The organism is Candidatus Rhodobacter oscarellae, assembly GCF_001078595.1.
GTDB classification, from domain to species: Bacteria; Pseudomonadota; Alphaproteobacteria; order Rhodobacterales; family Rhodobacteraceae; genus Rhodobacter_B; species Rhodobacter_B oscarellae.
This window is the reverse complement of record NZ_LFTY01000002.1, coordinates 1,560,873-1,587,048: the sequence shown is the minus strand read 5'-3', so window position 1 is coordinate 1,587,048 and position 26,176 is coordinate 1,560,873. Positions and strand designations below refer to the sequence as shown.

The 26,176-nt window shown below is 62.7% G+C and carries 24 protein-coding genes and 1 pseudogene; 11 read left to right on the top strand and 14 right to left on the bottom strand.

The window, feature by feature from the left end; genetic code table 11:
- Window position 1 precedes the first annotated feature (1 nt).
- Window positions 2-796: pseudogene (locus tag AIOL_RS12460) on the bottom strand (enoyl-CoA hydratase); the annotation flags it as partial.
- A 47-nt stretch (window positions 797-843) separates the two neighbouring features.
- Here AIOL_RS12460 and AIOL_RS12455 point away from each other — a divergent pair.
- Entirely contained in the window at window positions 844-1,269 is a 426-nt protein-coding gene (locus AIOL_RS12455; RefSeq protein ID WP_049643272.1) for a PaaI family thioesterase, read from the top strand.
- A 323-nt stretch (window positions 1,270-1,592) separates the two neighbouring features.
- Here AIOL_RS12455 and rpsI read toward each other — a convergent pair whose 3' ends face one another.
- Together rpsI and rplM are read right to left on the bottom strand one after the other, a co-directional pair.
- Window positions 1,593-2,105, bottom strand: a complete 513-nt coding sequence (rpsI, locus tag AIOL_RS12450; protein ID WP_049643271.1) for a 30S ribosomal protein S9 — start codon at window positions 2,103-2,105, stop codon at window positions 1,593-1,595.
- On the bottom strand, window positions 2,105-2,581 hold the full coding sequence (gene rplM, locus AIOL_RS12445; RefSeq protein ID WP_049643270.1) for a 50S ribosomal protein L13: 477 nt from the start codon (window positions 2,579-2,581) through the stop codon (window positions 2,105-2,107). Before rplM ends, rpsI begins: the two co-directional genes overlap by 1 nt.
- Window positions 2,582-2,735: 154 nt before the next feature.
- On the opposite strand from rplM, the gene AIOL_RS12440 reads away from it, so the two are divergent.
- Both AIOL_RS12440 and AIOL_RS12435 read left to right on the top strand, forming a co-directional pair.
- Window positions 2,736-3,125 (top strand): hypothetical protein, encoded by a 390-nt coding sequence (locus AIOL_RS12440; protein WP_049643269.1) that lies wholly within the window; start codon window positions 2,736-2,738, stop codon window positions 3,123-3,125.
- Window positions 3,125-4,171 (top strand): hypothetical protein, encoded by a 1,047-nt coding sequence (locus AIOL_RS12435; protein WP_049643268.1) that lies wholly within the window; start codon window positions 3,125-3,127, stop codon window positions 4,169-4,171. The genes AIOL_RS12440 and AIOL_RS12435 overlap by 1 nt, the downstream gene beginning before the upstream one ends.
- A gap of 70 nt (window positions 4,172-4,241) precedes the next feature.
- Here AIOL_RS12435 and AIOL_RS12430 read toward each other — a convergent pair whose 3' ends face one another.
- The 8 genes from AIOL_RS12430 to pyrC form a co-directional block, all read right to left on the bottom strand.
- Complete coding sequence (locus AIOL_RS12430) at window positions 4,242-5,237, bottom strand: aldo/keto reductase (protein ID WP_049643267.1); 996 nt, start codon at window positions 5,235-5,237, stop codon at window positions 4,242-4,244.
- A complete protein-coding gene (locus AIOL_RS12425; protein ID WP_049643266.1) occupies window positions 5,237-5,608 on the bottom strand; it encodes a MerR family transcriptional regulator in 372 nt (123 codons plus the stop codon). The genes AIOL_RS12430 and AIOL_RS12425 overlap by 1 nt, the downstream gene beginning before the upstream one ends.
- 54 nt (window positions 5,609-5,662) lie before the next feature.
- Entirely contained in the window at window positions 5,663-6,718 is a 1,056-nt protein-coding gene (locus tag AIOL_RS12420; protein ID WP_053101263.1) for an agmatine deiminase family protein, read from the bottom strand.
- The gene (locus AIOL_RS12415; RefSeq protein WP_049643265.1) at window positions 6,715-7,512 is read right to left on the bottom strand and encodes a DUF1194 domain-containing protein; all 798 of its coding nucleotides are present in this window, start codon (window positions 7,510-7,512) and stop codon (window positions 6,715-6,717) included. Before AIOL_RS12415 ends, AIOL_RS12420 begins: the two co-directional genes overlap by 4 nt.
- 37 nt (window positions 7,513-7,549) lie before the next feature.
- Entirely contained in the window at window positions 7,550-8,458 is a 909-nt protein-coding gene (locus AIOL_RS12410) for an isopenicillin N synthase family dioxygenase (RefSeq protein WP_049643264.1), read from the bottom strand.
- Between the two features lie 388 nt (window positions 8,459-8,846).
- Window positions 8,847-10,337 carry a replicative DNA helicase gene (locus AIOL_RS12405; RefSeq protein ID WP_049643263.1) on the bottom strand — a complete coding sequence of 497 codons (1,491 nt, stop codon included), beginning with the start codon at window positions 10,335-10,337 and terminating at the stop codon, window positions 8,847-8,849.
- 262 nt (window positions 10,338-10,599) lie between these two features.
- The gene (locus tag AIOL_RS12400) at window positions 10,600-11,274 is read right to left on the bottom strand and encodes an orotate phosphoribosyltransferase (protein ID WP_049643262.1); all 675 of its coding nucleotides are present in this window, start codon (window positions 11,272-11,274) and stop codon (window positions 10,600-10,602) included.
- 31 nt (window positions 11,275-11,305) lie between these two features.
- Window positions 11,306-12,346 carry a dihydroorotase gene (gene pyrC / locus AIOL_RS12395; RefSeq protein WP_049643261.1) on the bottom strand — a complete coding sequence of 347 codons (1,041 nt, stop codon included), beginning with the start codon at window positions 12,344-12,346 and terminating at the stop codon, window positions 11,306-11,308.
- Between the two features lie 139 nt (window positions 12,347-12,485).
- Here pyrC and AIOL_RS12390 point away from each other — a divergent pair, with 139 nt between their 5' ends.
- Window positions 12,486-12,806: a carboxymuconolactone decarboxylase family protein gene (locus AIOL_RS12390; RefSeq protein ID WP_082152569.1), complete on the top strand. Its 321-nt coding sequence runs from the start codon at window positions 12,486-12,488 to the stop codon at window positions 12,804-12,806.
- A 106-nt stretch (window positions 12,807-12,912) separates the two neighbouring features.
- Entirely contained in the window at window positions 12,913-13,104 is a 192-nt protein-coding gene (locus AIOL_RS12385) for a hypothetical protein (protein WP_049643260.1), read from the top strand.
- A gap of 12 nt (window positions 13,105-13,116) precedes the next feature.
- Here AIOL_RS12385 and AIOL_RS25515 read toward each other — a convergent pair whose 3' ends face one another.
- Window positions 13,117-13,272 carry a hypothetical protein gene (locus tag AIOL_RS25515; protein ID WP_160314479.1) on the bottom strand — a complete coding sequence of 52 codons (156 nt, stop codon included), beginning with the start codon at window positions 13,270-13,272 and terminating at the stop codon, window positions 13,117-13,119.
- 498 nt (window positions 13,273-13,770) lie between these two features.
- Between AIOL_RS25515 and AIOL_RS12380 the strand changes: the two genes are divergently transcribed.
- The 3 genes from AIOL_RS12380 (at window position 13,771) to AIOL_RS12370 (ending at window position 19,173) form a co-directional block, all read left to right on the top strand.
- Window positions 13,771-16,944: a glycosyltransferase family 2 protein gene (locus AIOL_RS12380; protein WP_049643259.1), complete on the top strand. Its 3,174-nt coding sequence runs from the start codon at window positions 13,771-13,773 to the stop codon at window positions 16,942-16,944.
- A 174-nt stretch (window positions 16,945-17,118) separates the two neighbouring features.
- The gene (locus tag AIOL_RS12375; protein WP_049643258.1) at window positions 17,119-18,237 is read left to right on the top strand and encodes a glycosyltransferase family 2 protein; all 1,119 of its coding nucleotides are present in this window, start codon (window positions 17,119-17,121) and stop codon (window positions 18,235-18,237) included.
- On the top strand, window positions 18,238-19,173 hold the full coding sequence (locus AIOL_RS12370; RefSeq protein WP_049643257.1) for a hypothetical protein: 936 nt from the start codon (window positions 18,238-18,240) through the stop codon (window positions 19,171-19,173).
- Here AIOL_RS12370 and AIOL_RS12365 read toward each other — a convergent pair.
- Both AIOL_RS12365 and AIOL_RS25720 read right to left on the bottom strand, forming a co-directional pair.
- Window positions 19,157-20,161 (bottom strand): hypothetical protein, encoded by a 1,005-nt coding sequence (locus AIOL_RS12365; protein ID WP_049643256.1) that lies wholly within the window; start codon window positions 20,159-20,161, stop codon window positions 19,157-19,159. The genes AIOL_RS12370 and AIOL_RS12365 overlap by 17 nt on opposite strands.
- Window positions 20,162-20,178: 17 nt before the next feature.
- Window positions 20,179-21,711 carry a hypothetical protein gene (locus tag AIOL_RS25720; protein ID WP_200898751.1) on the bottom strand — a complete coding sequence of 511 codons (1,533 nt, stop codon included), beginning with the start codon at window positions 21,709-21,711 and terminating at the stop codon, window positions 20,179-20,181.
- Window positions 21,712-21,821: 110 nt separating this feature from the next.
- Between AIOL_RS25720 and AIOL_RS12355 the strand changes: the two genes are divergently transcribed.
- From AIOL_RS12355 to AIOL_RS12345, 3 genes are all read left to right on the top strand, one after another.
- Complete coding sequence (locus AIOL_RS12355) at window positions 21,822-22,853, top strand: glycosyltransferase family 2 protein (protein WP_049643255.1); 1,032 nt, start codon at window positions 21,822-21,824, stop codon at window positions 22,851-22,853.
- Window positions 22,846-25,086 (top strand): glycosyltransferase family 2 protein, encoded by a 2,241-nt coding sequence (locus AIOL_RS23960; protein WP_053101261.1) that lies wholly within the window; start codon window positions 22,846-22,848, stop codon window positions 25,084-25,086. Before AIOL_RS12355 ends, AIOL_RS23960 begins: the two co-directional genes overlap by 8 nt.
- A 164-nt stretch (window positions 25,087-25,250) precedes the next feature.
- Window positions 25,251-26,081 carry a hypothetical protein gene (locus AIOL_RS12345; protein ID WP_049643254.1) on the top strand — a complete coding sequence of 277 codons (831 nt, stop codon included), beginning with the start codon at window positions 25,251-25,253 and terminating at the stop codon, window positions 26,079-26,081.
- Window positions 26,082-26,176: the final 95 nt, after the last annotated feature.

The following is a 26,176-nucleotide window of genomic DNA, read 5'->3' as shown; positions in this document are numbered from 1 at the left end:
TCTACTGCGTCCATTCCGGGTCGCGCTTGTCGATAAAGGCCTGGATGCCCTCGACGGTGTCGCGGTGCATCATGTTCTCGACCATGACCTCGCCGGTATAGGCGTAAGCCGCCTCAAGTGGCATCTGGATCTGCTCGTAGAAGGCCTGTTTGCCGATCTTCACTGCCGAGCCCAACTTGGAGGCGACCAGATCGGCCAGCTCCGCAGTCTTTGTGGCCAGCTCCGCCTCGGGCACCGCATGGTTGATCAGCCCAAGCTCTGCCGCGCGGGCGGCGTCGATGAAGCTGCCGGTGGTGAGCATCTCAAAGGCCTGCTTTCGCGGGATGTTGCGGCTGAGCGCGACCATGGGCGTGGAACAAAAGAGCCCGATATTCACGCCGTTCACCCCGAACCGCGTGCCCTCGGCGGCCACGGCCATGTCGCAGCTCGCCACCAACTGACAGCCCGCGGCGGCGGCGATGCCGTGCACCTGCGCGATCACCGGCTGCGGCAGGCGCGGGATGGTCTGCATCATCGTCGAGCAGCGCGCGAAGAGATCCGCGAAATAGGCAGCACCACCATCCTCATTGGCGCGGCCGCGGGTCATCTCCTTGAGGTCGTGGCCGGGGCAGAACGCCCGCCCGTCGCCCGCGATCACGATCACCCGGATTGAGCGGTCCTCGGCCAGCCGGTCGAACTCTTCTTGGATCGCCGCCAGCATCCCATCAGACAAGGCGTTGAGGTTGCTGGGGCTCGTCATCGTCAGATGCGCCACCGCGCCACGGTCCTCGCGCTTGAGCAATGCCATCTTGTCCTCCTTGTCTTTTGGTGACTACCTAGTGCGAAACGCCGCGCGAGGGAAGCATGCAGCCAGTTATGACGCCCGATGACCTGATGGGTTTTATGGTCGAGGTCTTCCCGCAGGTGCACAAGGATTTCAACGTCGAGGCCGTGACCGAGGACGGGGTGCGCATGCGCCTCTACGTGACCGAGGCGAATCTGCGGCCCGGCGGGACGGTGTCTGGCCCATCTATGTTCGCGCTGGCGGATGTGGCGATCTATCTGGCCACGCTCAGCCGGATCGGGCCCGAGGCGCTCGCGGTGACCACCAACGGCTCGATTGATTTCATGCGCAAGCCGTCCGCGAATACCGATCTGATCGCCGAGGCGCGGCTCTTGAAGCTGGGCAAGACGCTGTCGGTGGGGGATGTGCTGATTTACTCCGAAGGGGTGGACGCGCCGGTGGCGCGGGCGACGCTGACATATTCGATCCCGCCGAAACGAGGGTAACAGATGTATGGGCCTGCCGTTGGTGCGCAGGCTCTGGCCTGAACCGCCCTTGGAGCGCGCCAAATCTCTTGCAAGAGATTTGCACTTTCCTTCCAAGGAAAGTGGGCCCGCAGACTGGCGAGCGGTCGCTGTTAAGGGATCATCTCGTGTCGCGCCAAAGAAACTCTTTCAAGAGTTTCGCAATTTTCTTGCAAGAAAATTGTGGCGCGCGAATGCCCGCCGGTGGTCGAGGCCAGATAAACACCCAGCGGCTCAGAAAACACGTCACCCAACGAAAAAGGCCACCCAAACTGGGCGGCCCTTCGCAATAGATATCGCGTCGATTAACGCTTGGAGAACTGGAAGCTCCGGCGCGCCTTGCGCTTGCCGTATTTCTTCCGTTCCACGACGCGGGCGTCGCGGGTCAGGAACCCGGCTGCCTTCAGCGCGCCACGCAGGGAGGGATCGTAAAGCTGCAGCGCCTTGGAGATGCCGTGCTTGACGGCACCGGCCTGGCCCGAAAGCCCGCCGCCCTTAACGGTCGCCATCACGTCGAACTCGCCCTCAACGCCAGCCACGGTGAAGGGCTGGCGCAGGATCATCTGCAGCACGGGGCGCGCGAAATAGGCGTCCATCTCTTTGCCGTTCACGGTGACCTTGCCGTTGCCCGGCTTGATCCATACCCGCGCCACGGCGTCTTTACGCTTGCCGGTGGCATAGGAGCGGCCCAACTCGTCGCGGACGGGCTCGCGGGTGATCTGCTCTTCTTGGGCTACGACGGCAGCGGCGGTGTCCTCGGCCACGACGCCCTCTGCGACCTGGCCCAGCTCTTCCAGAGAATTCACTTGATCGGCCATTATGCGGTCCCCGCGTTCGTACGTGTGTTCTTGGAGTTCATCGCCTTGACGTCCAGCACCTCGGGCGCCTGCGCCTCATGCGGATGCTCGGCACCCGCGTAGACACGCAAGTTGGTCATCTGCTGGCGGCTGAGGCGGTTGCCTGGCAGCATGCGCTTGACGGCCAGGGTCAAGACGCGCTCGGGGTGGTCGCCCTCAAGGATCTCGCCGGCCTGGCGGCTCTTGATCCCGCCGGGGTAGCCGGTGTGGCGCCAATAGGTCTTGTCGGCGCGCTTCTTGCCGGTCAGCTGCACCTTGTCGGCGTTGATGATGATCACGTTGTCGCCCATATCCATGTGCGGCGTGAAGGTGGCTTTGTGCTTGCCACGAAGGCGGTTTGCGACGATCGAGGCGAGACGGCCCAGAACAACGCCTTCGGCGTCGATAAGGATCCACTTCTTGTCGATGTCCGCAGGGGTCGCGGTGAAGGTTTTCATTGCGGTCTCTTTGGTCAGAGGTTCATTCGGATGCGCGGTTTATAGAGATTGCCGCCGCGCAGTCAATAAGCGGGTTGTGAATAAAAGTATTGGAAATCAGTGACTTAAAATTAAGGTATTATATTACCCCATAAAATCGCCCACGCCGCGCCCCTTGCGTGACGCCAAAATCCGCGCCAGACTCACCGCGTCGATCCCAACCTGCCGCCGCAACAGAGACCCGCCGACCTTGCCAATCGAACTCGCCCCCGCAGCCGCCGCGCTGGTCGTGCTGGCAGTTGCAAGCCTCGCCGGAATGTTCCCGGTGGTCAAACTGATCCGGGTGCGCGAGGCCCAGCACGAGCTGCGGCACGGCTCTGCGGGCTGGATCCGATCCATCTCTGGCTGGTCCGTCATCGCGTTCTGGCTGCTGGCGACCTGGTTCTGCGGCACCATTCTCGGCGACTGGTGGGCCAGCGGCGACCTGGACGCGGCGATAGAGCGGTCCTGGCTGCGGCTGCGCATACTACTAGAGATCGCGATCGCCATCGCGGAGTCTGACTGATGGAGCCGCTGGGCGCGCAGCAGCGCGGCCTTCTATGCCCGTCCTGCGGCGGGCAATGCGCCTATGACCCCGCCGCGCGGGGCCTGAAATGCGAAAGCTGCGGCACCGTGCAGAGCCTCAAAACGCCCAGCGACGATCAGGCCGCCAAGGAGTTCCCCTTTGATGCGGACGCCCCCGCCGAGGAGGCCCCGGCCTTTCGCGGCAGCCAGGTGCACCACTGCCAGACCTGCGGCGGCGACGTCGTGTTCACAGGCCCGGCGCTCAGCGAGCGCTGCCCCTATTGCAACGGTCCGGTTGTGCTTGGGACCGAGGATCTGGGCTATGAGACGACCGCGCTGGTGCCCTTTCGCGTGCCCGAGGCGGACGCGCAGGCCTATGCGCTCGACTGGGTCCGGCGGCGGATCGCGGCGCCGAGCGATCTGGCCCGCACCGTGTCAAAGGGCCGGGTGGCGGGGCTCTACGCGCCGTTCTGGACCTTCGACAGCCAAGAGGCCGTGCAATACTGGGCCAGCTACACCGTGGGCAGCGGCAAGAACCGCCGCCGCAGATCGGTTTCGGGGAAGATGAGCATCACGTTCGATGACCTGCTGATGCCGGCCTCGCCGCATGTCACGCCGCTGATCCGCGACGGCATCCTGCACGAGTTCCATCCCGAACGCCTGCGCCCCTATGGGGCAGGGTACCTGGCGGGTTTCGCCGCCGAACGCCATCATCAGAGCGTCGCCGAGGGGCTGGAAGCGAACCGCACAGACAAGCGCCTTCTGATCCGCAACCGAATAAAGTGCCATGTCGGCAGGCCCGGCACCAAGGTCGGTCGCTTCAGAACCGATACATCGGGCATCCACTACCGGCGCATCCTGCTGCCGGTCTGGATTTTGCACTACGCCTATGGTGGCAAAGGGATGAAAGTGGTGGTCTCTGGCATCGACGGGCGTACCTTTGGCGAGCGACCGTTCTCCTATTGGAAGCTGGCGGGTCTATCGGCTTTGGCCTCGGCGGCGGCGCTTGCGTTTGGGATGGTTTGGGGCGCGGCAGGGTTTTTGTGAGCGGGGTCTACTGCCAGCGCGATAACCCCGCGCGATGATGTCGCCCATGGCCGCCACCCTACTGCGTCTTCTACCGGGCTCTGGGTTCGCCTTCTTCGGGGCGGTCCATAAGCTTCTCGATCTCTTCCATCTGCGCCTGAGGCAGTGGACCGAGATCCAAGGCCGCCACGAGCTCTGCCGCCTGCTCGGGCGTCCGCATGCCCGGCACGGGGATGCAGCGCGGGCTGCGCGCCCAAAGCCAGGCCAGGGCGCCTTGCGCCAGGCTGCGCCCGCCCACAGTTAGGCATTCCCGCACCGCCTCCAGCCGCGCCACGTAGGCGGGGTTGGCACGACCGTCCTTGAAGTACTGCATCCAGCCCGCATCGCTGGCGCGTACGTCATCCTCCGCCAGCACCGTTGTGGCGCCGATCCGCCCGGCCAGAAGCCCCATCGCCAGGGGTGAGCGGATAAGCGGCACGCGTTCGCTGCCGTCCAAGGCGTCCGAGATCTTGTCCCCGCGAAAGAACACGTTCATCGCCAATTCCACCGCGCGGAACCCCACGTGCTCCGGGAAAGCCGCGGCCCTGTCCGGAAAGTCCGTGCTCCAGCCATAGGCGCCGACGCGGCCCGCGTCGTGCAGTCCCTGCAGCATGTCAAAGATCGGCGCGGCCTGGTCCAAGGGCAGATCGTTCAGATGCAACAGCACTAGATCCACTTGGTCGCGCCGGAGCCGTCTGAGCGAGGCCTCAAGACTGTCGCGGATCGCATCGGGATCCGTCACCACGCCGGTGAGCTCCCGCCGCGCGGGGTCGATCCCGAGGCCGATCTTGGTCACCACGCGCGCGTCGGGTTTGTCGCCCAGAACCTCGCCGAGCAACGCCTCGGAATGCCCCGCGCCATAGGCCTGCGCGCTGTCAAAGACCCGTAGGCCCGCCTCATAGGCGGCGGCGATTGTCGCGCGCGAGACCGCGTCGTCGGTTTCGCCCCAGCCCACCGGGCGGCCCTCTAGGGAGAAGGGGCCGCCGATGGCCCAGCATCCCATGCCAAGTGCGGGCACCGGCGCGCCGGTCCAGTCTTGTCTTTGCATCACTGGGGAACCCCCATTCCAGAATAGATCGCGATTTTGTGGTCGAGATAGGCCGAGCAGGTCTCGATCTCGGCGCGCTTGGCCTCCAGCCGCGCCGCATGGGCGCGCAGGATCGCCAGGCGCTCTGCCATCGCGGCCTGGGTCTCTGCCAAAGGCCCGTTGGCCGAGGCCGCAAAGCGCCTTACGTCCTCCAGCGGCATGCCCGTCTTGCGCAGGTTGCCCAGCACCCGCAGCCAATCGAGCGCATCCCCCGAGAATTGCCGCCAGCCCCGCGCGTCACGGGCCAAGGGCGGCAGCATGCCAGAGCGCTCGTAGAACCGGATTGTATCAATGGATAGGCCGCTTTCAGCGGCGGCTTCGGCGATCTGCATCCGCGCCTCCTAACTGCTTTCGAATCAGAGATAGCTTACTGGAGTCACTCCAGGTCAAGCAGGCATCTGCTGCGTGGCGCAATGGATGCCGCCGCCGAGTTCTCCCAGAGCGTCGGTGTTCAGGGTGACGATCTCGCGGCCCGGGTAGTGGCGTGCCAGCGCCTTGGCGGCGATAGCGTCGGCATCTGGATCGCCGAATTGCGCCGAGATCACCGCGCCATTGCAGGCATAGTAATTCACGTAACTGGCCACGAATTCCGGGTCGCGCACGCGCCGCTGGACGGGCTCGGGGATGACCTCCACATTGTACTCCGCCGCCAGGGCGTCATGGGTTTCTAGGGCGGCGCGGTGGAACGGGTCGCGCGGGTCCGGCGCGTCGGGCAGGTTCATCAGGATGCGCCCCGGCCCGGCGAAGCGCGCCAGGCTGTCGATATGGTAATCCGTGATGTCCTGGTCATAGACCCCGCGCGCCCAGGTCAGGCGGTCCGCGCCGTAGGCCTCTTTGAGCCGCGCGCCGATCTCGTCGCGGCTGAGCCCCGGGTTGCGGTTCTCGATGAGCCAAGAGCTTTCATGCGCAATAAGGCTGCCATGGCCGTCATGGTCGACGCCGCCGGGTTCGCCTTTGAGGCCCGCATCGACCAGCGGCAGGCCCAGGCGGCGCGCCACGGCCGTCGCCACCTGCGCGTCATGCCTGTGAACCTGCTTACTCCCCCAGCCGTTGAACTGGATATGGCTGATGACGGTGTCAGAGCCGCTCTTGGCAAAGAGCGGCCCCGCGTCGCGCGCCCAAAGATCCTCTGTCGGGACGTCCCATAGCTGGACATCCGAGCGGGTCCGGCGCTGGATCTCGGCATGCAAGCTGGCATCGGCCAAAAGGGTCACGGGCTCAAAGGCAGCAATGGTGGACGCGATGTCGGCGATCGTCGCTTGCACGTCGTAGAGGTGGTCTGCATCGCGATAGACCCGGCGGCTTGCGGGCCACATCATGAGGGTGCGTTGGTGGCGCGCCTCCTCGGGTGGCACGTAAAGCGGCTGCATGGCATGTCCCGTTTTGGCAAAGGGCACGGCGGCGGCACCCGCAATGAAGGCGCGGCGGTGTAGCTTGGTCATGGCTGGTCCCACTGGCGTTGAATTTGCTCCCAGATCTTCTCGCCGATCAAGCAATCATAAGCCCGGGGCTGGAGCTGCTGCGCGGGGATGATCTGCGCGGTCGCCGGGCGGGACACCATCTCGAGCACGAGCTTGCGACGCACCGCCTCGGCGAAGTCATCCCAATCCAGCACCGGGATCACGAAACTGCCCGGCCCGCCGATCACGCAGGCCTCGTAATAGCGGTCCAGGTCGTCAAGATGCCATTGCGCGCCCATGCCTTCGCGCGTCATCAGCGGCAGGCCGTTGATGACGATGCCCTGCGCGAGCACCGTGTCGCGGGCGCGCCTTACCGGGCGGCCCTGGTTGTTCGGGCCATCGCCAGAGACGTCGATGACCCGGCGCAGCCCCTCATAGGGGTTGGTGCGGATCGTCTCGGCGCCGTAAAGCAGCGCGCCCGAGATCGAGGTGCGCCGCAGCGCCGGATTGAACTCGGCGGTGAGCGTGTTGGCGAAAGCGGCCAGGTCGTCGCGGGTCTCGAGCACTCGCCAATCCACGACCACACGCTGCGTGCCGGCCCATTCGACATAAGTCATGGCGACGCGCTGCAGAAGGCCGGATTTCACGGCGGCATATACCGCATCCGATTGCAGCGCCTCTGCATAGCCGCGCCGCTGGATCTCGAGCTCGCGCTCGGTCATCGAACGCGACACATCCACCATCAAAACCAGCTCTAGATCGACCTCAATTCCGTCAGCCTGAGCGGGCAGGGCGAGAAAAATCAGCGCGACAACTCGGAGAAGGGCGGCGGCCATGCCTTTAGCATGGCCGCGATCCTGCCGCCTTGTCCATTCACTTTTTGTGGGCCTCGTAGGCGGCCTCAAGCTCGCCGCGCAGAAAATCGCCAAAATTAATCGGCTCGAACCGCGGCGCGCCGGTGCCGGGCAGGGGCGCCACGTCATAGGCCACGTCCGGGTCGTAGAAGAATGGGACCGAGTAGCGCTCGCGCCCGGTGCGATTGACCACCCGATGCGGCGTAGAGCGCAGTTTGCCGTTCGACATTCGGTGCAGCATGTCGCCCACATTCACGATGAAGGCGTCCGCGCGGGGAGGTGCATCAATCCACCCGCCGCCGGGCGCCTTGACCTGAAGACCACCCACATCGTCGGTGGCCAAAAGCGTCAGGCACCCGAAATCGGTATGCGGCGCGCTGCCATAGAGGTCCGGCGGGCTGCCATCGGGCAAGGGCGGGTAGTGCAGCAGGCGCAGCCACGTCGTGGGGCGGGCAAAGGCGTCGAGCACCGCGGCGGGGGCGTCGATACTGCGAAGCGCCACCCCCATGAGCCGGTGGGCGAGGGCGGTCATCGTGGCGTTATACGCCTCCACCGCCTCACGAAAGCCCGGCAGGTCGGGCCACTGGTTCGGCCCCGAAAGGTAGCGCGCCGGGTCCTGGGCCTCCTCGCGCATCATCATAAAGCTGGCGGATTGGTTCGGCTTGGTGACCTCGGCCAGAGAGGAGTTCACATCCGTCGAGGTGGCGGTGGCGATATAGCCGCGGTGGTTGCGGTCGAGCGCGATGGCCTGCTTCTGGGCCAGGGGCTGGGCGTGGAAGGCCCGGTTGGCGTCAAAGACGCCGTTTACGAGCGCAAGGGGTACGCCGTGCCCGGTGAGATAGGCGAACCCGACCGTGCCATAGGCCTCGGCGAATGCGCGCACCAGTGTATCAGTCGGTTTGGTTGCATCGAGGACGGGGATTTCCATGAGATCTTTTACACCGAACTGAGAAAGGCGTCGCGCGTTTTTGACCCCTGAGATGTATCGGCATTTCGAAGGTTTTGGAAATTATGATTGCGGGATTGCGGCAGCCCCTCGTTGTGTTCGCGCGCGCAATTGTTGGATGATCGCGTTTTGGCCTGGAGCGGGCATTGGTGCGCCGCAATTTTCTTGCAAGAAAATTGCGAAACTCTTGCAAGAGTTTCTTCAGCGCGACACGAGATGATCACTCTACCCCAGCGTCTTATCGGCGCGCGGGGGCCACTTTCCTTGGAAGGAAAGTGCAAATCTCTTGCAAGAGATTTGGCGCTTCCAAACGCCCGCTTCAGGCCAATCCGAGCATCAATTCCGCAGATTTCTCCGATCTGACTGCGGATTAGCCAAACCCATCGCCGTCGCTGTTTTGCTGCCAGGGCTTCACCAGGTTGCCAAAGCGGGTGAATTGCGCCTCGAAGGACAGCTCGACCGTGCCGATGGGGCCGTGGCGCTGCTTGCCGACGATCACTTCTGCCTTGCCATGCAGGCGCGCCATCTCTTCTTGCCAGGTGGCCATGGCCTCTAGGTTGGCGTCGTCGGGCTTCTCGCGTTCTTTGTAGTATTCGCCCCGGTAGACGAACATCACGACGTCGGCGTCCTGCTCGATGGAGCCTGATTCCCGCAAGTCGCTCAGCTGCGGGCGCTTGTCGTCGCGGCTCTCCACCTGGCGCGAGAGCTGCGACAGGCCAATCACCGGGATGTCGAGTTCCTTCGCGATGGCCTTGAGCCCCATCGAGACCTCGCCGATCTCCTGCACCCGGTTGTCTGCCGAGCCGCGCACCAACTGGATATAGTCCACGATCAGCAGGTCCAGACCATGCACACGCTTCAGGCGCCGCGCGCGGCTGGCAAGCTGCGAGATCGGGATCGCCGCGGTGTCGTCGATGTAAAGCGGGCAGGCCTCCAGGGTCTTGGCCGCCTCTACGAAGCGGCGGAACTCTTCCTCGGACATGTCGCCTTGGCGGATCTTATGCGAGGAGATCTCGGACGCCTCGGCCAGGATCCGGCCGGCGAGCTGCTCGGCGCTCATCTCTAGCGAGAAAAAGCCGACCACGCCGCCATCGATCGCGCCCTCGGAGCCGTCCTGCAATTGCCCGCGTTTGTATGCTTTGGCCACATTGAAGGCGATGTTGGTCGCCAACGAGGTCTTGCCCATTGAGGGCCGCCCCGCGAGGATCAAAAGGTCGGACTTGTGCAGCCCGCCAAGTTTGCCATTCAGATCGTCGAGCCCTGTGGAGATCCCCGCCATATCGCCATCGCGCTGGTAGGCCGCGTTGGCTTGATTAACGGCGTCCGTTACCGCCTTGAGAAAGCTCTGGAAACCGCTCTCGGACTGGCCCTGCTCGCCGAGCTTGTAAAGGGCCTGCTCGGCCTCGATGATCTGCTCGCGGGGCTCGCTTTTGACGTCGACCTTGGCGGCCTTGGCGGCGATGTTGCCGCCGAGCCCAATCAAGTCGCGCCGAATTGCCAGATCATAGATCATCTGCGCGTAATCGCGGGCGGCAAAGCTCGAGATCGCGGCCCCGGCCAGGCGCACCAGATAGGCCGGTCCGCCGAGTTCCTTCAGCCCCTCATCCTCCTCCAGGAACGCCTTGAGCGTCACCGGAGAGGCCAGCGCATTCTTGGCAATGCGCGCGGCCGCGACCTCGAAAATCCGGGCGTGCACGGGGTCATAGAAATGCCCCGCGTTGATCACCGACGCCACCCTGTCATAGGTGTCATTGTTGGTCAGAATCGCGCCCAGAAGCTGCTGCTCGGCCTCGATGTTATGTGGCAAGGTCTCAACGTCGTCCGCCGGAGCGGAGGCGTGAATCGCCGCTATTTCGTTCATTATTGCCCCCTTGTCCCGGTGCTCAGGACTAGTGGAAGAATTGGGCGCTGCCTACACGGAAATCTCTGTGGGTAACCGCCTGAACAAGCCTGTGGAACCCGATTTCCCGCGCGAGCGATGCCCAGGTTTCGTATGCGAGTATACCCGATCCGCTACATGCGGTGCAAGCATGCGATTCTGTGGAAGGATCATTCACATTTCCCTCACAGAACTTATCCACGAGAAATTTTAGGCTTTGGAAAGGATTGTCCCGGCGCCCGTCCTAGGGATGCGCCGCTTGCCATTCCCGCGGGTCGTGCAAGAACGCCTCGACCTCGCTTAGGGTCTCGGCGTCAAAGGCTGCCCGGTCTTTCGCCACGGCCAGGACATCCCACCAGGTGCATAACGAATGCAGCGCGATCCCGTGGTCCAAAAGCATCTGCCGCGATCCGGGGAAGATGTCATAGAAGAAGATCACCGCAGTGTGACCGCAGGTAGCCCCGGTCTCGCGGATCGCCTCGACGAAGCTTACCTTCGAGCCGCCATCGGTGGTCATGTCTTCCACCAAGAGCACCCGCTGGCCCTCGCTCATGCCGCCCTCGATGCGGGCATTGCGGCCGTAGCCCTTTGGCTTCTTGCGGACATAGGACATCGGCAGGGCCATGCGTTCGGACACGAAGGCGGCAAAGGGGATCCCCGCCGTCTCGCCGCCCGCGATATTGTCGAACGCCTCGAAACCGGCGTCCCGCATCACCGTCACCGTCAGGAAATCCATCAGCGTGGACCGGATGCGGGGGAATGAGATCAGCTTGCGGCAGTCGACATAGGTCGGCCCTTTGAGCCCGGACGCGTAGGTGAAGGGTTCGCGCGCGTTGAAATCCACCGCGCCGATCTCCAGCAGCATGCCCGCTGAGAGGCGCGCGATTTCGTCTTTGGCGGGGAATGAGGACGGGATCATAGCGGCTCCATGTTTTCTTAGTCGGCCCCGCTCAAAGGACGCTCCAATGCAACGGGCGGCCCGGGTCGAATACGGTAACGGAAGAGCCACCCTCGACGGGCAGGGGCGGCGGCAGGTCTTGCGGGGCGCCCTTGGTCAGGGTCACGGTCTCGGTGTTCGCCGGCAGCCCGTAGAAGGCCGGGCCGTGCAGCGACACGAACCCTTCCAACCGGTCCAGCGCGCCAAGACCCTCGAAGGTCTCCGCCAGGCAGGCCAGCGCGATGGGCGCGGTGAAGCAGCCGGCGCAGCCACAGGCGTTCTCCTTGGCGTGGGTCGCATGCGGCGCGCTGTCGGTGCCCAGAAAGAACCTTGGGTCGCCAGAGATGGCGGCGCGCTGCAGGGCCTCGCGGTGGCTGCCGCGCTTTAGGATCGGCAGGCAGTAGTAATGCGGGCGGATGCCCCCCACCAGCATGTCATTGCGGTCCAGCATCAGGTGCTGGACGGTGATCGTGGCACCCAGAGTGCTGTCCTGCGCGCTGGCATAGTCCACGGCGTCAGAGGTGGTGATATGCTCCATCACCACCCGCAGGCCGGGCGTCGCGCGGCGGATCGGGTCCAGCACGCGGTCGATGAAAACCGCCTCGCGGTCGAATATGTCGATCTCGGCGTCCGTGACCTCGCCATGCACGCAAAGCGGGAGGCCGATTTCAGACATGCGCTCGAACACCGGGCGGACCCTGTCAAAATCGCGCACACCGCTGGCGGAATTCGTGGTGGCCCCGGCGGGGTAGAGCTTTACCGCCTTCACCAGGCCAGAGGCATGGGCCGCGGCCACGTCGTCTGGATCCGTGTGCTCGGTCAGGTAGAGCGTCATCAGCGGATCGAACGTGTAACCGTCTGGCAGCGCAGCCATAATCCGGTCCCGATACGCGCGGGCATCGTCCCCCGTCACCACTGGCGGCACCAGGTTCGGCATAATGATCGCGCGCGCAAAGTGGCGGGCGCTTTCGGGCAGCACGGTTTTCAACATGGCGCCATCGCGCAGATGCAGATGCCAGTCGTCGGGGCGGCGGATTTCCAGGCGGGTCGTCATGCGGCATCATCTAGCCGAGCATCGCGCGGGTTGCCAGGGGCGGAATCGCTAGACAGGTGGCGATTGCGCTGTCTAGGGTCGAGGAAGTTTCAGAGATTGAGGAAATGGTGTTGCGTAACAATGAGTTAAGCTATGTGTGATGAACGGCGCTAACCATCAGATGCTCAGCCGGCGCGCCTTGGCGCATGATTCGGCGAGTTTACGCGCCACCTGGGAGCGCCTGAAGGACGTCATGGCGCCCGGGGCGCTCGACCCGCTCGTCAAAGAGTTGCTTTATATCGCTGTCTCGGTAACCAATGGGTGCGATTATTGCATCCACTCTAACACCGCTGCGGCACGGGCGAAGGGTATGACGGACGCGCAATATATCGAGTTGCTGGCGGTGATCGGGATGGCGGCGCAGACCAATCCGCTTGTGACGGCGATGAAAGTGCCGGTGGACAAGGAATTCCAGGTCTGAGCCATGCGCCTGCTGCAGCGCGGCATTGCTTGATCGGCAGTACTCATTCGCCGTCGGGACGCCCATATAGTTGTTGTAACCAGACCAGAAAATTTTGAGGCCCAATATGGCAACCGCAACCCTGACCGCCCCCGCTTCGCGCAACCCTCTGACAGCCGTGCTGGCTTTCTTTTCGTTGTTCCGTCGGGCGCAGCGTTTTGAGTATCTCTTCAGCCTCAACGACGCGCAACTTAAGGCGCGCGGGCTCGACCGCGAGATGCTGGCGCGTCACTACATCAGCGGCCTGACCACCAATTAATCGCGCAGAGCGCTAGGCGGCGGCCTCCCCGTCGCCCGCGCAGAACGCATAAAGATCGCGGTAACTGGGCTCATCCAGAAGCTGCTGAAAGCGATCGAGATGCGCCTTTAGCACGGCGAGGCGCAGTTCTTCCAGTTTTCCGCCGGAACGGTCGTTCAGCGCCGCCATCGCGCTGACGATCTGTGGCGCGCGCTGCGCCAGACTAGCGTCACTCTGGTCGTTGAATTTGCGCCGCTTCCAGTAGCGTCGGCCGATGCCACGGTTGGCCTGGTGAGCGCATCCAGCGTCCCGTCGCCCACATGGATATGCCGGTATTCGTGCATTACGCGCAGAATTTCATGCGTGTAATTTTGGGAGTATTTTGAAAAATCAAGATGTTATAGAGCCCGATCACGCGGTGAAAGGCGACCTACCCCAAAAGCTATGTGCCCTCACTCCTCGCCGCTGCGACTGGTGTGTATGACATGCCTGCCCACGCTTGTTTTTCCACAACATTGCTGCGCGGGTTGTGGACAAACACGGGAATTCGGTATTGTTGCCTTGTTTTTTAAGGCCCTGTGGGTGAAACTGGCCGCAAATCGAAGCGCCGTTCACGAAAAGGTACGATACGGCGCCATATTGAGGTGAGTCGTCACAGCTGTGGCGAGAGGAACGAGAGAGAAATTTATGGACCTCCCCATTATTGCGTCGCTGTGGATTGGCGGCTCGCTCAGCTATATCGAGCAGGTTTGCCTCAAGAGCTTTGCGGATCACGGCCACCGCACGATCCTCTACACCTATGGCGAGGTCACGGGCGTACCAGATGGCATCGAGGTGATGGACGCCAATCTGATCTTCCCCAATCAGAACTACATCCGCCATGCGAAATCGGGCTCTCCGGCGGTGCATGCCGACGCGTTCCGATACCGCATGATCGAGATGCAGAACGTGATCTGGGTGGACGCGGATATGCTGTGCATGAGGCCGTGGGACTTCAAGGATCAGTGGGTGTTCGGTTGGGAAAAGCCGGGTCGGCTGGTCTGCAACGCGGTGCTGGGGCTGCCCCGTTTCTCCAAGACGCTGTCTAAACTCAACGACCTGTGCGGATCCGAATACCCGATCCCGCCCTGGGCCAAACCCGAGGAGAAAGCGCGGCTAGAGGCGGCCCGCGACGCGGGCAATCCGATACATGTGTCCGAGTTGGAATGGGGGGTGTGGGGCCCCGCGGCGCTGACGCATTTCCTGAACGAGACCGGCGAGATGCAATATGTGCTGCCGCAGATGGCGTTCTTTCCGATCTCATTCAAATACCGCCGCGACCTGCTGAAACCCGGCCAAGTCATCGACGAGCAGCTCGATGACGGCTGCTATGGCGTGCATCTGTGGAACCGGCGGCTGCGCCGGCGGCTGGTGACGCATGAGGGCGGGATTGCGCATCCCGACAGCTTCCTTGGCCGCGCGCTTGCCCGACACGAGGTCGATCCAGAGGGCGCCCCGATCCCTGACGAGCCCCCCGCCAGCGTTCTGGCCGAGCGCGCCGAGGAAGAGGCCAAGCAGGCGGAACGCGCCGCGGCGCAGGCGCCGCGATCCTCCAAGTCGAAGGTCGAGGTCGACGATGACGAAGAGGAAAGCCCCAGCCAGTCCAACAACCCCCATGTCACCCTCACGCGGCCCGCTGCAATGGACGACATGCCGCTGATGATGAACCAGCAAACCAGCCATTACCAGGCGATCATAGACGGGCTGGAGGGGCGCACGGGCAATATCACAGGGTACCTTAAAGGCCCCGCGGAACCCATTGAGAACGATAATATTCTCGTGGTGACCTCGATGAAGAACGAGGCGCCGTTCATCCTGGAATGGGTGGCGTATCACCAATCAATCGGAGTCAAGCATTTCCTGGTCTACACCAACGATTGCACCGACAATACCAACGAGATGCTGGACCGGTTGGAGGAGATGGGCCACCTGACCCGCGTGGCGAACCCTTGGGTGAAGGACAGCGGCAAGAAGCCCCAGCACGTGGCCCTCAAGGACGCGCTGAAAAAGCCCTGCTATCACGACGCGGACTGGGTCTTGACGATCGACTGCGACGAGTTCGTCAACATCCATGTGGGCGACGGGACATTCGCCGATCTCTTTAAGGCGGCGAACTATCCCAACGTGGTCAGCTTCACCTGGAAGTTCTTTGGGAACAAAGACATCCACGGGTACGAGGACCGCCCCATCACCGAGCAATTCGTCAATTGCGCGCCCGAGTTCATCCCCAAGCCGCGCCTCGGCTGGGGGTTCAAGTCGATGTTCCACAAGTCCTCGCCTTATACCCGGATCGGCGTGCATCGTCCGCTGGGGATTGATGACGGCGAAGAGGATCAGGTGCGCTGGGTGAACGGCTCTGGTCGCGCGATGCCGGACATGCTGTTGACGAATAATGGCTGGCGCTCGACCAAGCGGTCGGTGGGCTACCGGCTGGCGACGCTGAACCACTATATCCTGCGCTCGGCAGAGAGCTTTTTGGTCAAGCGCGACCGCGGGCGGATCAACCACACCGAGCATGACCAGGGCATCGACTATTGGACCCGGCGCAACTACGCGACCGAGGTGGATGATCGGATCAAGGCGCGTTTGCCGGGCATGTATGAGATTCTGGACAGTTACAAGTCCGACAAAGTGCTGTCCAAGCTGCACGAAGAGGCCGTTGACTGGCACCAGGGCAAGATTAAGACCCTGATGGAGAAGCCTGATTATAAACAGCTTTTCGACGACCTGACGATGGTCGAGCGGCCCGATGCGCTCGACATCGCCAAGGAGGCCGAGCAAGAGGCCGAGCAGCTCAAAGAAGAGACCCGCGCCGCCCGTGACGCCGAAAAACCCACTATGGCCTATGAAAAGGCGCAGCCGCTGACCAGCCTACGCCTGGTCGTCGCACCTGAGACGGCGCTGGACCAGCCGACTCACGAGCGGTTCACCGATGCGCGCGGCTTTGCCAATAAGATTAACGGCTTCCTGTGGGAGGGCCCGGCCAATGCAGTGATGTTCGCGCCGCGTTCGCGCCGGCTGGTGGTGGCGTTTGACAACGTCTCTATCGCGCGCGCAGAGGGCCAAAGATGGCCCTGGGGGTTCAAGCAGCTGTGGCAAGAGATGGAGTGCTCGGTTCTTGGCGTCATGGCGGTGGAACGCAACTGGTTCCGGCAGGATTTCGTGCATGACGCGATGGAGACCCTGCGCGACCAGGGCTTCTTTGAGCAGTTCGACGAGATCCTGTTCTATGGCGCATCCATGGGGGGGTATGCGGCGCTTGCCTATCAAAGCCTGGCGCCGGGCTCGAACGTGCTGGCGATTGCGCCGCAATCCACACTCAGCCGGGAGATCCTGCCGGACGAGGATCGTTGGGGCTGGACCAAGCGGCTTGATTGGGAGGGGCGCTATCGGGACGTGGTGGGGCTGACGGAGAGCGCCAAGAACAACTTCATCATCGCCGATCCATACTACAAGCCGGACTACGATCAGGTCAGCCGGATCACCGGCGACAATGTCACCTGGCTGAAGACGCCGTTCATGGGGCATCAGTTGCCGAATGCCTTCGCTGTTATGAACATCCTGAAGGACCTGCTTTACGCGGGCGCGGGCGGCACATTGACGCCAGAGCTGTTTTACAAGCTGTTCCGCGCGCGCAACGATCTGCCGCGGTACCAACACGACCTGCTGATGGAGGCCGAGCGCCGCGGCAAGGTGAAGTCTGCGATCCGGGTTTGCGAATACACGCTGAAGAAACGCAAGGCGCCGAATATCCAGAAATCCCTTGACCGTCTGCGCGAAGAACTGGCCGCGCTGGAGGGCCGCAAGGAGGCGGCGGAGTGATGGCAGATGCTTGCAAGCATCTGGTCAGAGCCTTCAAAGGCTCTGGTCAGCGTGCGAATTCATAGGTGAAGCCATGAACATTGAGGGCAACGAGAGAACCCGGGCGGAGGCAGACGCTTTGAAGCGTCTGGCAAAAGCCTTGCAAGGCTTTTGGGCCGTCGGAGAGCGCCGTCCATGACCCGCCGTTTGATCATCACCTGCATGAAGAACGAGGCCCCGTTCATCCTTGAATGGGTCGCCTATCACCGCTCTATCGGGTTCAACGACTTCTTGGTCTTCACCAATGATTGCGACGACGGTACGGTGGAGATGCTGGATTGCCTTGCGGGGCACGGCATCCTGACGCGGATGGACAATCCTTACTTGGACATTCCTGGCGATCATAACCCGCAGAAGGGCGCGCTGCGCTTTGCTGAGGACCTGCCCAAGGTGGCAGAGGCCGATTGGGTAATGGTCTCGGACGTGGACGAGTTCGTGAACATCCATACCGGCGATGGAACGTTGGATGCGCTGTTTGCGGCCACGGGCGAGATTGATGTCATCTCGATGCAATGGCGGCTTTTTGGCAATGGCGACCTGGACGCCTACGAGGACAAGTTCGTCACCGAGCAGTTCATTCATTGCGCGCCAAAATTCGCGCCCAACCCGGTGCAGGCCTGGGCCGTCAAGTCGATGTATTCCAACGCGGGCGACCATAAGGTCGGCAAGCTGACGCGCATCGGTGTGCATCGCCCTATGAATCCCGGCAAGGGCGAGGGCCCCGACACGATCCGCTGGGTGGATGGCAGCGGGCGGCCGGTTCTGGATAAGTTCGTCAAAGAGGGCTGGCGGTTCGGCACCCATTCCTACGGCTATGACCTGGTGACGCTGAACCACTACGCCTGCCGGTCGGCCGAGAGCTTTGTGGTCAAGCGCGACCGGGGGCGCGTCAACCACGTGGATCGCGACCAAGGTCTAGCCTATTGGCTGCGCATGAACTTCAATATGGAGCAGGACCGCTCCATCCTTGCGCATGTGCCGCGCGCCTATGAGGAGTTCGACCGCCTGGCCCAGCTCGACGGCGTTCTGAAATGCCACTCGGACGCCGTGCGGGCCCATAAGAACAAGATTAAGTCCCTGCTGAAGCGGCCTGACACGAAAGACTTTTACCAAGACATCACCTCGGACCGCATGCAGCTTGTGTCGCGCCACCTGAACCTGCTGAACCGCAAGATCCTGACGGAGGGGCCAGGGCGTATCCCCAAAGAGATATTCGAGCGCATCGCCCAGGTGCCCGATCTGATGGCGGGCTAGATGGTCGACGCGGTTTGGCTGCACATTGGGACGCCGAAATCGGGCACCTCCAGCCTGCAGAACCACATGCTAAAGAACCGTGCGCATCTCGCGGCGCAGGGGCTGGCCTATCTAAGCCCGAACGGCAAGGGTAGCTCCAACGATCTGGCGATTGCCATCAACAAAGCCCGACCCGAGATTAAGACGCTGGCGGAGGAACTGAACCGCCAAATTGAGGAGGCGCCGCAGCGGGTTGGCCTCATCTCGTCAGAGATGTTCTACGGGATCAAGCCCGAGACCCTAACGGGGTTGATGCCCGCCTTGGCGGAGCGCCCGCTGACAGTGCTGGTCTATCTGCGCCGCCAGGACCGATTTATCGAGGCGATGTATCTGCAGAAGTCCAAGAACGGGCGGTTTCGGGGCTCGATCGCGGAGTACATCGCGAAGTTTCAGGGCAGCGGCTCGGACTATGCGGCGATGTTGGCCGATTGGGCGGCGCATGAGGCGCCTCTGGTGCCCCGCGTGCTAGAACCCGCGCGTCTGGCGGGGGGAACGGTTGTGACCGATGCCCTGTTGCAGATGGGGATCGATGAGCCCGGCGAGATGCAGCGCGATCTGAACCTGTCCCCGGGCTATCACCGCGTGCAACTCTTGCAGGCGGCGGCTTCGGTCGAGGTCGCCGACCCGCGGCGGCTGCAACGCCGGCTGGCCGCGCGCTATCCGCAGTCGCCCGAGGAGCGTAGCCCGGTACTTACGCCACAAGAACGCATAGAGTATGTCGCGAAATATGCCGATGGAAACGCAGCCTTGGCACAGCAGTTCTTTTCCGGCCAAGAGGATCTATTCGACCGGTCGGACCTAGAGAGCCCGGCGGATGAAACAGGTATCCCGGCCTACACGGATGCGCAGCTGCGCGAAATCTCGCGGCTTTTGGAGATTATCAAAGAGCTGCGCTAGGATTTGCCTCGGGCGTCTGCTGTGGCTCTTGCGCGTCGTCCATCAGCCAATCGGGCAGGGGCCCGCGGCGTGAGATGACATCTTTTGCATGCGTCAGCGCGCGCCTGAAGAACGGCCCGCCGCGGTTCTTGTCCAAGACGTATTTGGCGATCAGCGCCACGCGCAGCGGCTGGTTGCGGCGGTTCACAGCATGCACCAGCGTGCGTAAGTATCGGTTGTTGTCGCGGCGACGGCGCATGAGTCGATAGAAATCGCCTTCTTGCAGCGAGCCTTCTGCGGCTGCCTCGGTGACCTGGTGCATCACGTCCAGCTCGCGCAGTGCAAGCTCGATCAGGCCGTCGAGATGCCGGCATTTCAACCGAACGACATTGGGTCCGTTGAAGAGGCTTGCATGCACGTGATCCAGCGCGCGGAACGGGTCAAACAGGATGTAGACGCGCTGTGCGCCCTCCACCATGTCCGGCGCGTAGCCGTAGCGGTCGTTAAAGACCAGCCGCTTAGCCTCGGGGTAGCGCGCGTCCCAGCCAGCGCGCTCTGGATCTAGGGTCGCTTGCGGTGCGATGGCCAGAACGTTGGAACCGGGTGCTGAAACCGAGAACGCGCAGGCCGCATAGGCGCCGGTCCCGGTGCCATAGAAGGCAACCTGGTCGAAATCCTCAAAAAAGCAGTCGTCCACCAACTCGTCAAAGAACGCGTAGACGGCGGGGGCACGGAACCAGCTATCCTCGGGGGCGGTCAGATGCAGCAAGGACCAATTCTTGTCCTCTGCAAAATCCAAGCCAATGGGTGTGCCGTCCTGTGATATCTGCAGCACGTTCTGCAGCGTCTCGAAGGTCACCAGGATCTTTGGGCCGCGCGCCACAAACGTCGCTGTGTGCTGTTCGTCCAAGCTACGCTGAAAGCCTTCGCGCCCAAGGTCATCGGCAAGATGTGCCAAGACATCCTCGGGCTGCAACGCTTTCTCTTTGTCTGCTACTTCGTCGACCATCTGGTTCCTTTATGCAGTCACCTTTTGTGGATGACCAGCATTTGATCGCGCCGCTGCTTCTGGAACGCCGCCTGAAAGACGAAACACCCAGATATGTCGGCGCGGATGTCATTTAACTCCGCCTTGGCCTTTTCATCGGGATGATCGAACACGCCAGCGTCTAAATAGCCGTTAAAAAGCGCCGCCGTTTTGACCAGACCATGTTCTTCCAATGACGCAGGTTGTGTACGCAGATCCTCTACAACGTAAAGACCGCCATTGGCCAGCTTTGGGAAGAGCGCGCGGATTGCGTTCTGCTGGTGGTGGCTGGCATGCGTGGCATCGTCGATTACGATATCCGGGGCATCTGGCACCAGCGCGGCGATCTCTCCGGGGTCCTCAAGCGTCGATTGGTGATACGTGACGCGCTTGTTGCGCACGGGCAGTTTCTCGGCGCGGTCCAGCACGGTGAACTCGGCCTTTGGGAAATAGTCAATCCACATCGCCAGCATGGGCTTGGCAATCTCGACCCAGCTATCGGGCGCATCCACCGCCCCGCCGCCGTCCAACCCAACGAGGGTGATCCGCAGCTTGCGCTCGCGCAGGGGCAGGAACAGCATCTGGTAAAGCTCGGTATAGCGGTGGCGCAGCGAGCCGCGGTCGTTGCCATGCTCGTCCGCCAGATCGGTGAGGTTAGGCTTGCCGCGTCCGCGCCGCGCCTCGGGCGGCAGGCGTTCGAGCTTGGGCGGCGGCGCGGGCAGCGGTGCGTCAGAGGGCACGATACTGTGCTTGTCCAAGAGCCGCCCGATGAGCGAGTCCTTGGCCGGCTCGCCGCCCTCATTCATGATCCGCTCGCGCATCCGCCGCCCATAGAAATGGATCGAGAGCGTGTTCGCGGTCAGGAAACGATCGGTATTGGCCCCGGGGCGCACCATCAACCCGCGCTCCTTAAACCCGATGGGATACAGCGCCTCGCGCGGCAGGGCATGCCGGATCTCGCCGGTCTTATGCAGGAAATGCGTCAGCGCACGCGGCCCCCAAGCGCCCCATTGCTGGTCGCCGACACCGATCGGTGCGCCAGCCTGCTTGGCGGCGCGCAGCCGGTCCTGTTCCGCCGCGGGTAGCCATTCCGGTATGGCATATTCGTCCGAGGTGAAGGCGATCAGCTCTTGCAGCGTGTCGCTGTCCTTGGGCAAGCCCAACACGCCGTTATTGACGTGATGCGCCGACTCCCAGCCGTAGAAATGGCCGTTCTCGGTGGTGAAGGGCTGCACGCAATAGGCGTCGGTGTCGGCCCATATGATGTCGTCATACTTGGCCAGCATGTGATAGCGGAACCGGTCAGCCTGGGGCGCGGGGCTGCCGGTGCGGGTGTGGCGGATGAAATGCTCGGTCGAGAGCACCTCGTTGCCGTCGGCCACCTCGATACCATCGGGGATGTGCTGCACCTCACCATAGGTGAAGAGCGTCACGTGGTGGCCCGCATCGGCGAAGGATTTCAGGCAAAGTTGCTCAAGAAAGCTAAGGCTGCCGCCGATCCACAACGCCCCAATTCGGTATTCCCTAGCCATAAAACGGTACCTCGTGTTTAACCAACATTTGTGCCACACTGGAAACAATCGAGCCATGAAACGCAAATGAAAACAAACATCGCAACAAATCGTGGGGCAGGGCGCGCACGTTGAAGATCCTCTTGGTGTCAACCTTGCGGGATGAGGCCCCGCATCTGTTGGAATGGGTGGCGCATCACCGGGCGCTTGGGGTCACCGATTTCCTTTTGTTCAGCAACGATTGCAGCGACGGCACGGACGCCATGCTGGACGCCTTGGCGCCGCTGGGCGTGGTGCATCTGGTCAACGCGCCGCCCGAGGGCAAGTCGCTGCAATGGAACGCGCTGAAGCAGGCCTGGGCCCACGATCTGCGCAAGGCCGCCGATTGGGTGCTGTGCATTGACTGCGATGAGTTCATCAACCTCAGGCCGCCTCTGGCGTCTCTGCCCGATTTGATCGGGGCCTGCGGTGAGGCGGACGCAATCGTGCTTCCGTGGCGGCTTTTTGGCCATAACGGGCATCGGCACCTGTCCGAGGCGCTTACGCTGGAGCTTTTCACCCGCGCCGCGCCAGAGCGCTGCAACTACCCGGTGGGCGCGCGCCTGTTCAAGACGCTCTTCAAAGCACAGGGCCCGTTTCGCCAGATCGGGGTGCACCGTCCCCGGCTCAAGAAGGGCGCGACCGCGCGATGGGCCGATGGCTCGGGCGCGCCGATGCCCGAAGTATTCGCGTTGGCCGAGCAGCGCATCACCCTGTTTGGCTTGCCAGAGGCGACGGCACTGGTGCAACTCAACCACTACTCGGTGCGCTCGGCGGAAAGCTTTATGCTGAAACGCGACCGCGGCCTGCCGAACCGGCGGGGCAAGCCGATCGACCTGACTTATTGGGTGGAACGCAATTTTAACGTCGTCGAGGATACCAGCATCCATGGCCTGTTGCCGGCCACCAAGGCAGAGCTGGCCCGGATCCTGCAACTGCCCGGTTTGTCTGACCTGCGGGAAAAGGCCATCGCGCACCATCACGCGGCGTTCGAGGCGATGATGAAACAAGAAGCATCGGTGAAGTTCTTCGGCAGGTTGTTACTGGCGGCGTCTTCCCAGCCCCTGCCCAGGGATGTCATCAACGACCTCGTGCAACGATATCAGGACAGCCAGAATGACTAGCCGCGTCCTTCAGCGCACGCTGAATGCCGGCGAGCATGGCGGGTTGCGGGTGTTGGAGTGTTTGCGGTGGCCGACGCCATTTGGTAGCGGCCTGCGGCTATATGTGGGCGCGCATTCCGAGCTTGAGGTGCTCAAGACCGCGCCGGATGCCGCCGTGCAGATCACCGACATCGCCCGGGTGGGCGATAACGCAATCGCCGTGGGCGGCGCGCCCTCGGGCACGGGGGCCGTTGAGTTTGCATTCGGCGCCGACCGCTTTTTGATCGAGGCGATCTCGCCCGAGACCGCGTATTTCGACAGTTGCGATGTGATGCTGGCGCAGCGGTTTGCCGAGACGGCCGAGCAGGCCCTGGACTGGGCCCGCCGCCATAATGCCGAGCATGGCGCGAACGGTTTTTTATTCTTTGACCGCGCGGAGGCATCTGCGTTCGGTCGCGAGCTCGCGAAGATGTGGGACCTAGAGGCCCGCGCCATGGTCGTGTCTTCGCCGCTGCCGCTGGGCCACCTCAGTATGCCACCGGTTGGGCATCTCGCTCTGGCACCCCGCGCGAAGTCTCGGGCGTTTTCGCCCGACCCTTGGCTTGCACCGCTGGGCGAGCCCGTGCTTTTCGACCTTTTGCGCTGGCGTTTTCTGGCGCGGGCCGACACTGTCGTCTCGCTGGACCTCAGCGATTTTCTGACCGAGCCGGTGGATGGGGCAGGGGCATTCGATTTGATCCGGCAGTGCCATACCGGAATGATGCCGCTGCGCGGGCGCGCGATCTTTCCTTGGCGGGTGCGACGTGATGAGGTGCCACGGCTGGAAGATCACATCTGTGTTGCCGAGCCTGACGTGCAGGTTCCCAACCGCTGGGGCGTGGCCGTCAAGCGCATCGATGCGGGCGCGCTTTGGCTGCCCGGCAAGATCGCCGGTGTGCCCGCCGTCGCGGATGAGGTCCTGCATTACGATCAGGCGATGTCGCTGCGCTTTCCCGAGGTTGAGGTCGCCGAGCTGGTGAACAAGGACCTGCTGATTCTGGGCGAGCATTTGCACGCGCGGGCCATCACGGCGGGCCACAAGCCGATCCAGCCACCGGCAAAGCCAAAACCTGCCGCCACGGCGCCGCTTATGCCGGCTCCATCGGGCCGCGTGGCGGTGGTTACCTGCATGAAAAACGAGGGGCCGTTCATCCTGGAATGGCTTGCCTATCATCGCATGATCGGCGTCGACGATTTCCTGGTCTACACCAATGACTGCGACGACGGCACCGACACAATGCTGGACCTGCTGGCGGCGCGGGGGCTGGTGCAGCGCCGCGACAACCCGTTCCGCGACACCGGCGGCAAGCCGCAGCAATCTGCGCTGGATGCCGCGCGCTCCGAGCCGCTGGTGCGCGACGCCGGTTGGTTGCTGTCGATGGACGTGGACGAGTTCATCAACGTGCATGTGGGCGCCGGGCGGCTGCAGGACCTCTTCGCGGCGGTGCCCGATGCCAGCCTGATCTCTATGACCTGGCGCCTCTTTGGCAACGCCGATGTCGCGGCGTATGACGACCGCCCCATAACCGAGCAATTCACCCGCTGCGCGCCGCATTTGATACGCCGCCCGCACCAGGCTTGGGGATTTAAGACGCTGTTCCGAAATCAGGGGCTGTTTAAGCAAATTGGCGTGCATCGTCCGCGCGGGCATCTGGGGCAGGACGCGCTTTGGGTGAACGGCTCTGGGCAGCCCATGCCAGAGCGCATGTTCAAGACGGGATGGCGCAGCGAGCTGGAAACCTATGGCTACGATCTGGTGACGCTGAACCACTATGCCTGCCGCTCGGTCGAGAGCTTTCTGGTCAAGCGCGATCGGGGGCGGGTGAACCATGTGGCCCGCGATCAGGGCGAGGCGTATTGGTTCCGCATGAATAACAACGACGAGCAGGACCTGTCGATCCAGCGCCACGCCCACGGTCTGCGCGTGGCCATGGCGGAGTTGATGGGCGACCCCGAGATCGCCGCGGCGCATAATAGCTCCGTAGCCGCGCATCGCGACAAGATCGCAAATCTGCGTAAGGACCGGGAATACGCGCAGCTCTACGATAGCCTGACCGGCGAGAGGCTGCGCCGCCTGTCGCGCATGCACCGCCATTTCGGGATGAACGTCTTCCTATGCGGCCCCTCTGTGGTGCCCGACAAGGTGCTAGAGCCGGACCTGCCGCCCAATTTCTTCTTCAACACAGCACCCCCAGGCCAAGACGCCGCACAGTAGCATGGTTGCGGTCAGGCTCAGAGAAACTTAAGAACTACATCATACCGAAGGGAGTATTTGGTGGCTCCCCCTGAGAAGGTCAAAGAGCAGCGAGTTCGATGCGCATAGGAAGTCCCGCAGTCACCTTTGCTTACCATCTGGGTGCGCATTGTACCGACGAGAGCATGCTCATCCGTTCGCTGCTAAAAAACGGCGACGATCTTAACCAGCGCAAGATCATCGTGCCCCGCCCGCGCCGCTACCGCACGCTGCTGGGTGAGGTCACGCAGAAGTATCGCGGCGACCCGATGCCCGATGATGTGCAGCAGGATCTGTTTGACCGCCTTATGATGGGCTACGCCGCCGAGCGGGTGATCTTTGGGTTCGAGAATTTCCTATGCCCGCCGCAAAAGATTTTTGAGTACCAGAAGCTCTACGGAAAGACGTATTTCCGCTCGACATGGCTGCGTTACTTGTTCCCCGAGAACCCATGCGAGTTCTTCCTCGCAATCCGCAACCCCGCCACCTTTGTTCCAGCCGCGATGCGTGCCGCTGATACGACCGACTACGCGGGGTACACCAAGGGCGTGGACCCGCGCCAGATGCGCTGGAGCGAGGTCATCAGCGCGTTGATGGAGAACAATCCCGATTGCCCCATCACGGTGTGGTGCAACGAAGACACCCCGCTGATCTGGCCCACTGTGCTGCGCGAGATCTCGGACGCGGATGACGACATCCAGCTGTCCGGTGAATTCGACGTGTTGCGCTCGATCATGACGGAGGACGGATTCGCACGTATGGAAAGCTATCTGGCCAACCATGTGCCCCCCAACGAGATACAGCGCCGCCGCGTGTTTGCGGCCTTCCTGGACAAGTTCGCGATCAGTGGCGAGCTGGAGGAAGACATCGACCTGCCCGGATGGACGCCGGAATTCGTCAATGAGGTCACCGCGCTATATGACGATGACGTCTATAAGATCGAGCGTATGCCCGGGGTGAACTTTATCACCACCTAAGGGGCTCTGCCCTGCAGCGCGCATCAAGTTGGCTGCAAACGCCGGATCAATCTCGGCGTTCGGCCGTTTCGCCGCGTGTCTCGGTTCGGGTTTGG

Bases quoted from the DNA above. Each gene is read 5' to 3' on its own strand.
- AIOL_RS12455 (WP_049643272.1), top strand. From the start codon at position 844: ATGCAGCCAGTTATGACGCCCGATGACCTGATGGGTTTTATGGTCGAG.
- rpsI (WP_049643271.1), bottom strand. From the start codon at position 2,105: ATGGCCGATCAAGTGAATTCTCTGGAAGAGCTGGGCCAGGTCGCAGAG.
- rplM (WP_049643270.1), bottom strand. From the start codon at position 2,581: ATGAAAACCTTCACCGCGACCCCTGCGGACATCGACAAGAAGTGGATC.
- AIOL_RS12435 (WP_049643268.1), top strand. From the start codon at position 3,125: ATGGAGCCGCTGGGCGCGCAGCAGCGCGGCCTTCTATGCCCGTCCTGC.
- AIOL_RS12430 (WP_049643267.1), bottom strand. From the start codon at position 5,237: ATGCAAAGACAAGACTGGACCGGCGCGCCGGTGCCCGCACTTGGCATG.
- AIOL_RS12425 (WP_049643266.1), bottom strand. From the start codon at position 5,608: ATGCAGATCGCCGAAGCCGCCGCTGAAAGCGGCCTATCCATTGATACA.
- AIOL_RS12420 (WP_053101263.1), bottom strand. From the start codon at position 6,718: ATGACCAAGCTACACCGCCGCGCCTTCATTGCGGGTGCCGCCGCCGTG.
- AIOL_RS12415 (WP_049643265.1), bottom strand. From the start codon at position 7,512: ATGGCCGCCGCCCTTCTCCGAGTTGTCGCGCTGATTTTTCTCGCCCTG.
- AIOL_RS12410 (WP_049643264.1), bottom strand. From the start codon at position 8,458: ATGGAAATCCCCGTCCTCGATGCAACCAAACCGACTGATACACTGGTG.
- AIOL_RS12405 (WP_049643263.1), bottom strand. From the start codon at position 10,337: ATGAACGAAATAGCGGCGATTCACGCCTCCGCTCCGGCGGACGACGTT.
- AIOL_RS12400 (WP_049643262.1), bottom strand. From the start codon at position 11,274: ATGATCCCGTCCTCATTCCCCGCCAAAGACGAAATCGCGCGCCTCTCA.
- pyrC (WP_049643261.1), bottom strand. From the start codon at position 12,346: ATGACGACCCGCCTGGAAATCCGCCGCCCCGACGACTGGCATCTGCAT.
- AIOL_RS12390 (WP_082152569.1), top strand. From the start codon at position 12,486: ATGAACGGCGCTAACCATCAGATGCTCAGCCGGCGCGCCTTGGCGCAT.
- AIOL_RS12385 (WP_049643260.1), top strand. From the start codon at position 12,913: ATGGCAACCGCAACCCTGACCGCCCCCGCTTCGCGCAACCCTCTGACA.
- AIOL_RS25515 (WP_160314479.1), bottom strand. From the start codon at position 13,272: ATGGCGGCGCTGAACGACCGTTCCGGCGGAAAACTGGAAGAACTGCGC.
- AIOL_RS12380 (WP_049643259.1), top strand. From the start codon at position 13,771: ATGGACCTCCCCATTATTGCGTCGCTGTGGATTGGCGGCTCGCTCAGC.
- AIOL_RS12375 (WP_049643258.1), top strand. From the start codon at position 17,119: ATGACCCGCCGTTTGATCATCACCTGCATGAAGAACGAGGCCCCGTTC.
- AIOL_RS12370 (WP_049643257.1), top strand. From the start codon at position 18,238: ATGGTCGACGCGGTTTGGCTGCACATTGGGACGCCGAAATCGGGCACC.
- AIOL_RS12365 (WP_049643256.1), bottom strand. From the start codon at position 20,161: ATGGTCGACGAAGTAGCAGACAAAGAGAAAGCGTTGCAGCCCGAGGAT.
- AIOL_RS25720 (WP_200898751.1), bottom strand. From the start codon at position 21,711: ATGGCTAGGGAATACCGAATTGGGGCGTTGTGGATCGGCGGCAGCCTT.
- AIOL_RS23960 (WP_053101261.1), top strand. From the start codon at position 22,846: ATGACTAGCCGCGTCCTTCAGCGCACGCTGAATGCCGGCGAGCATGGC.
- AIOL_RS12345 (WP_049643254.1), top strand. From the start codon at position 25,251: ATGCTCATCCGTTCGCTGCTAAAAAACGGCGACGATCTTAACCAGCGC.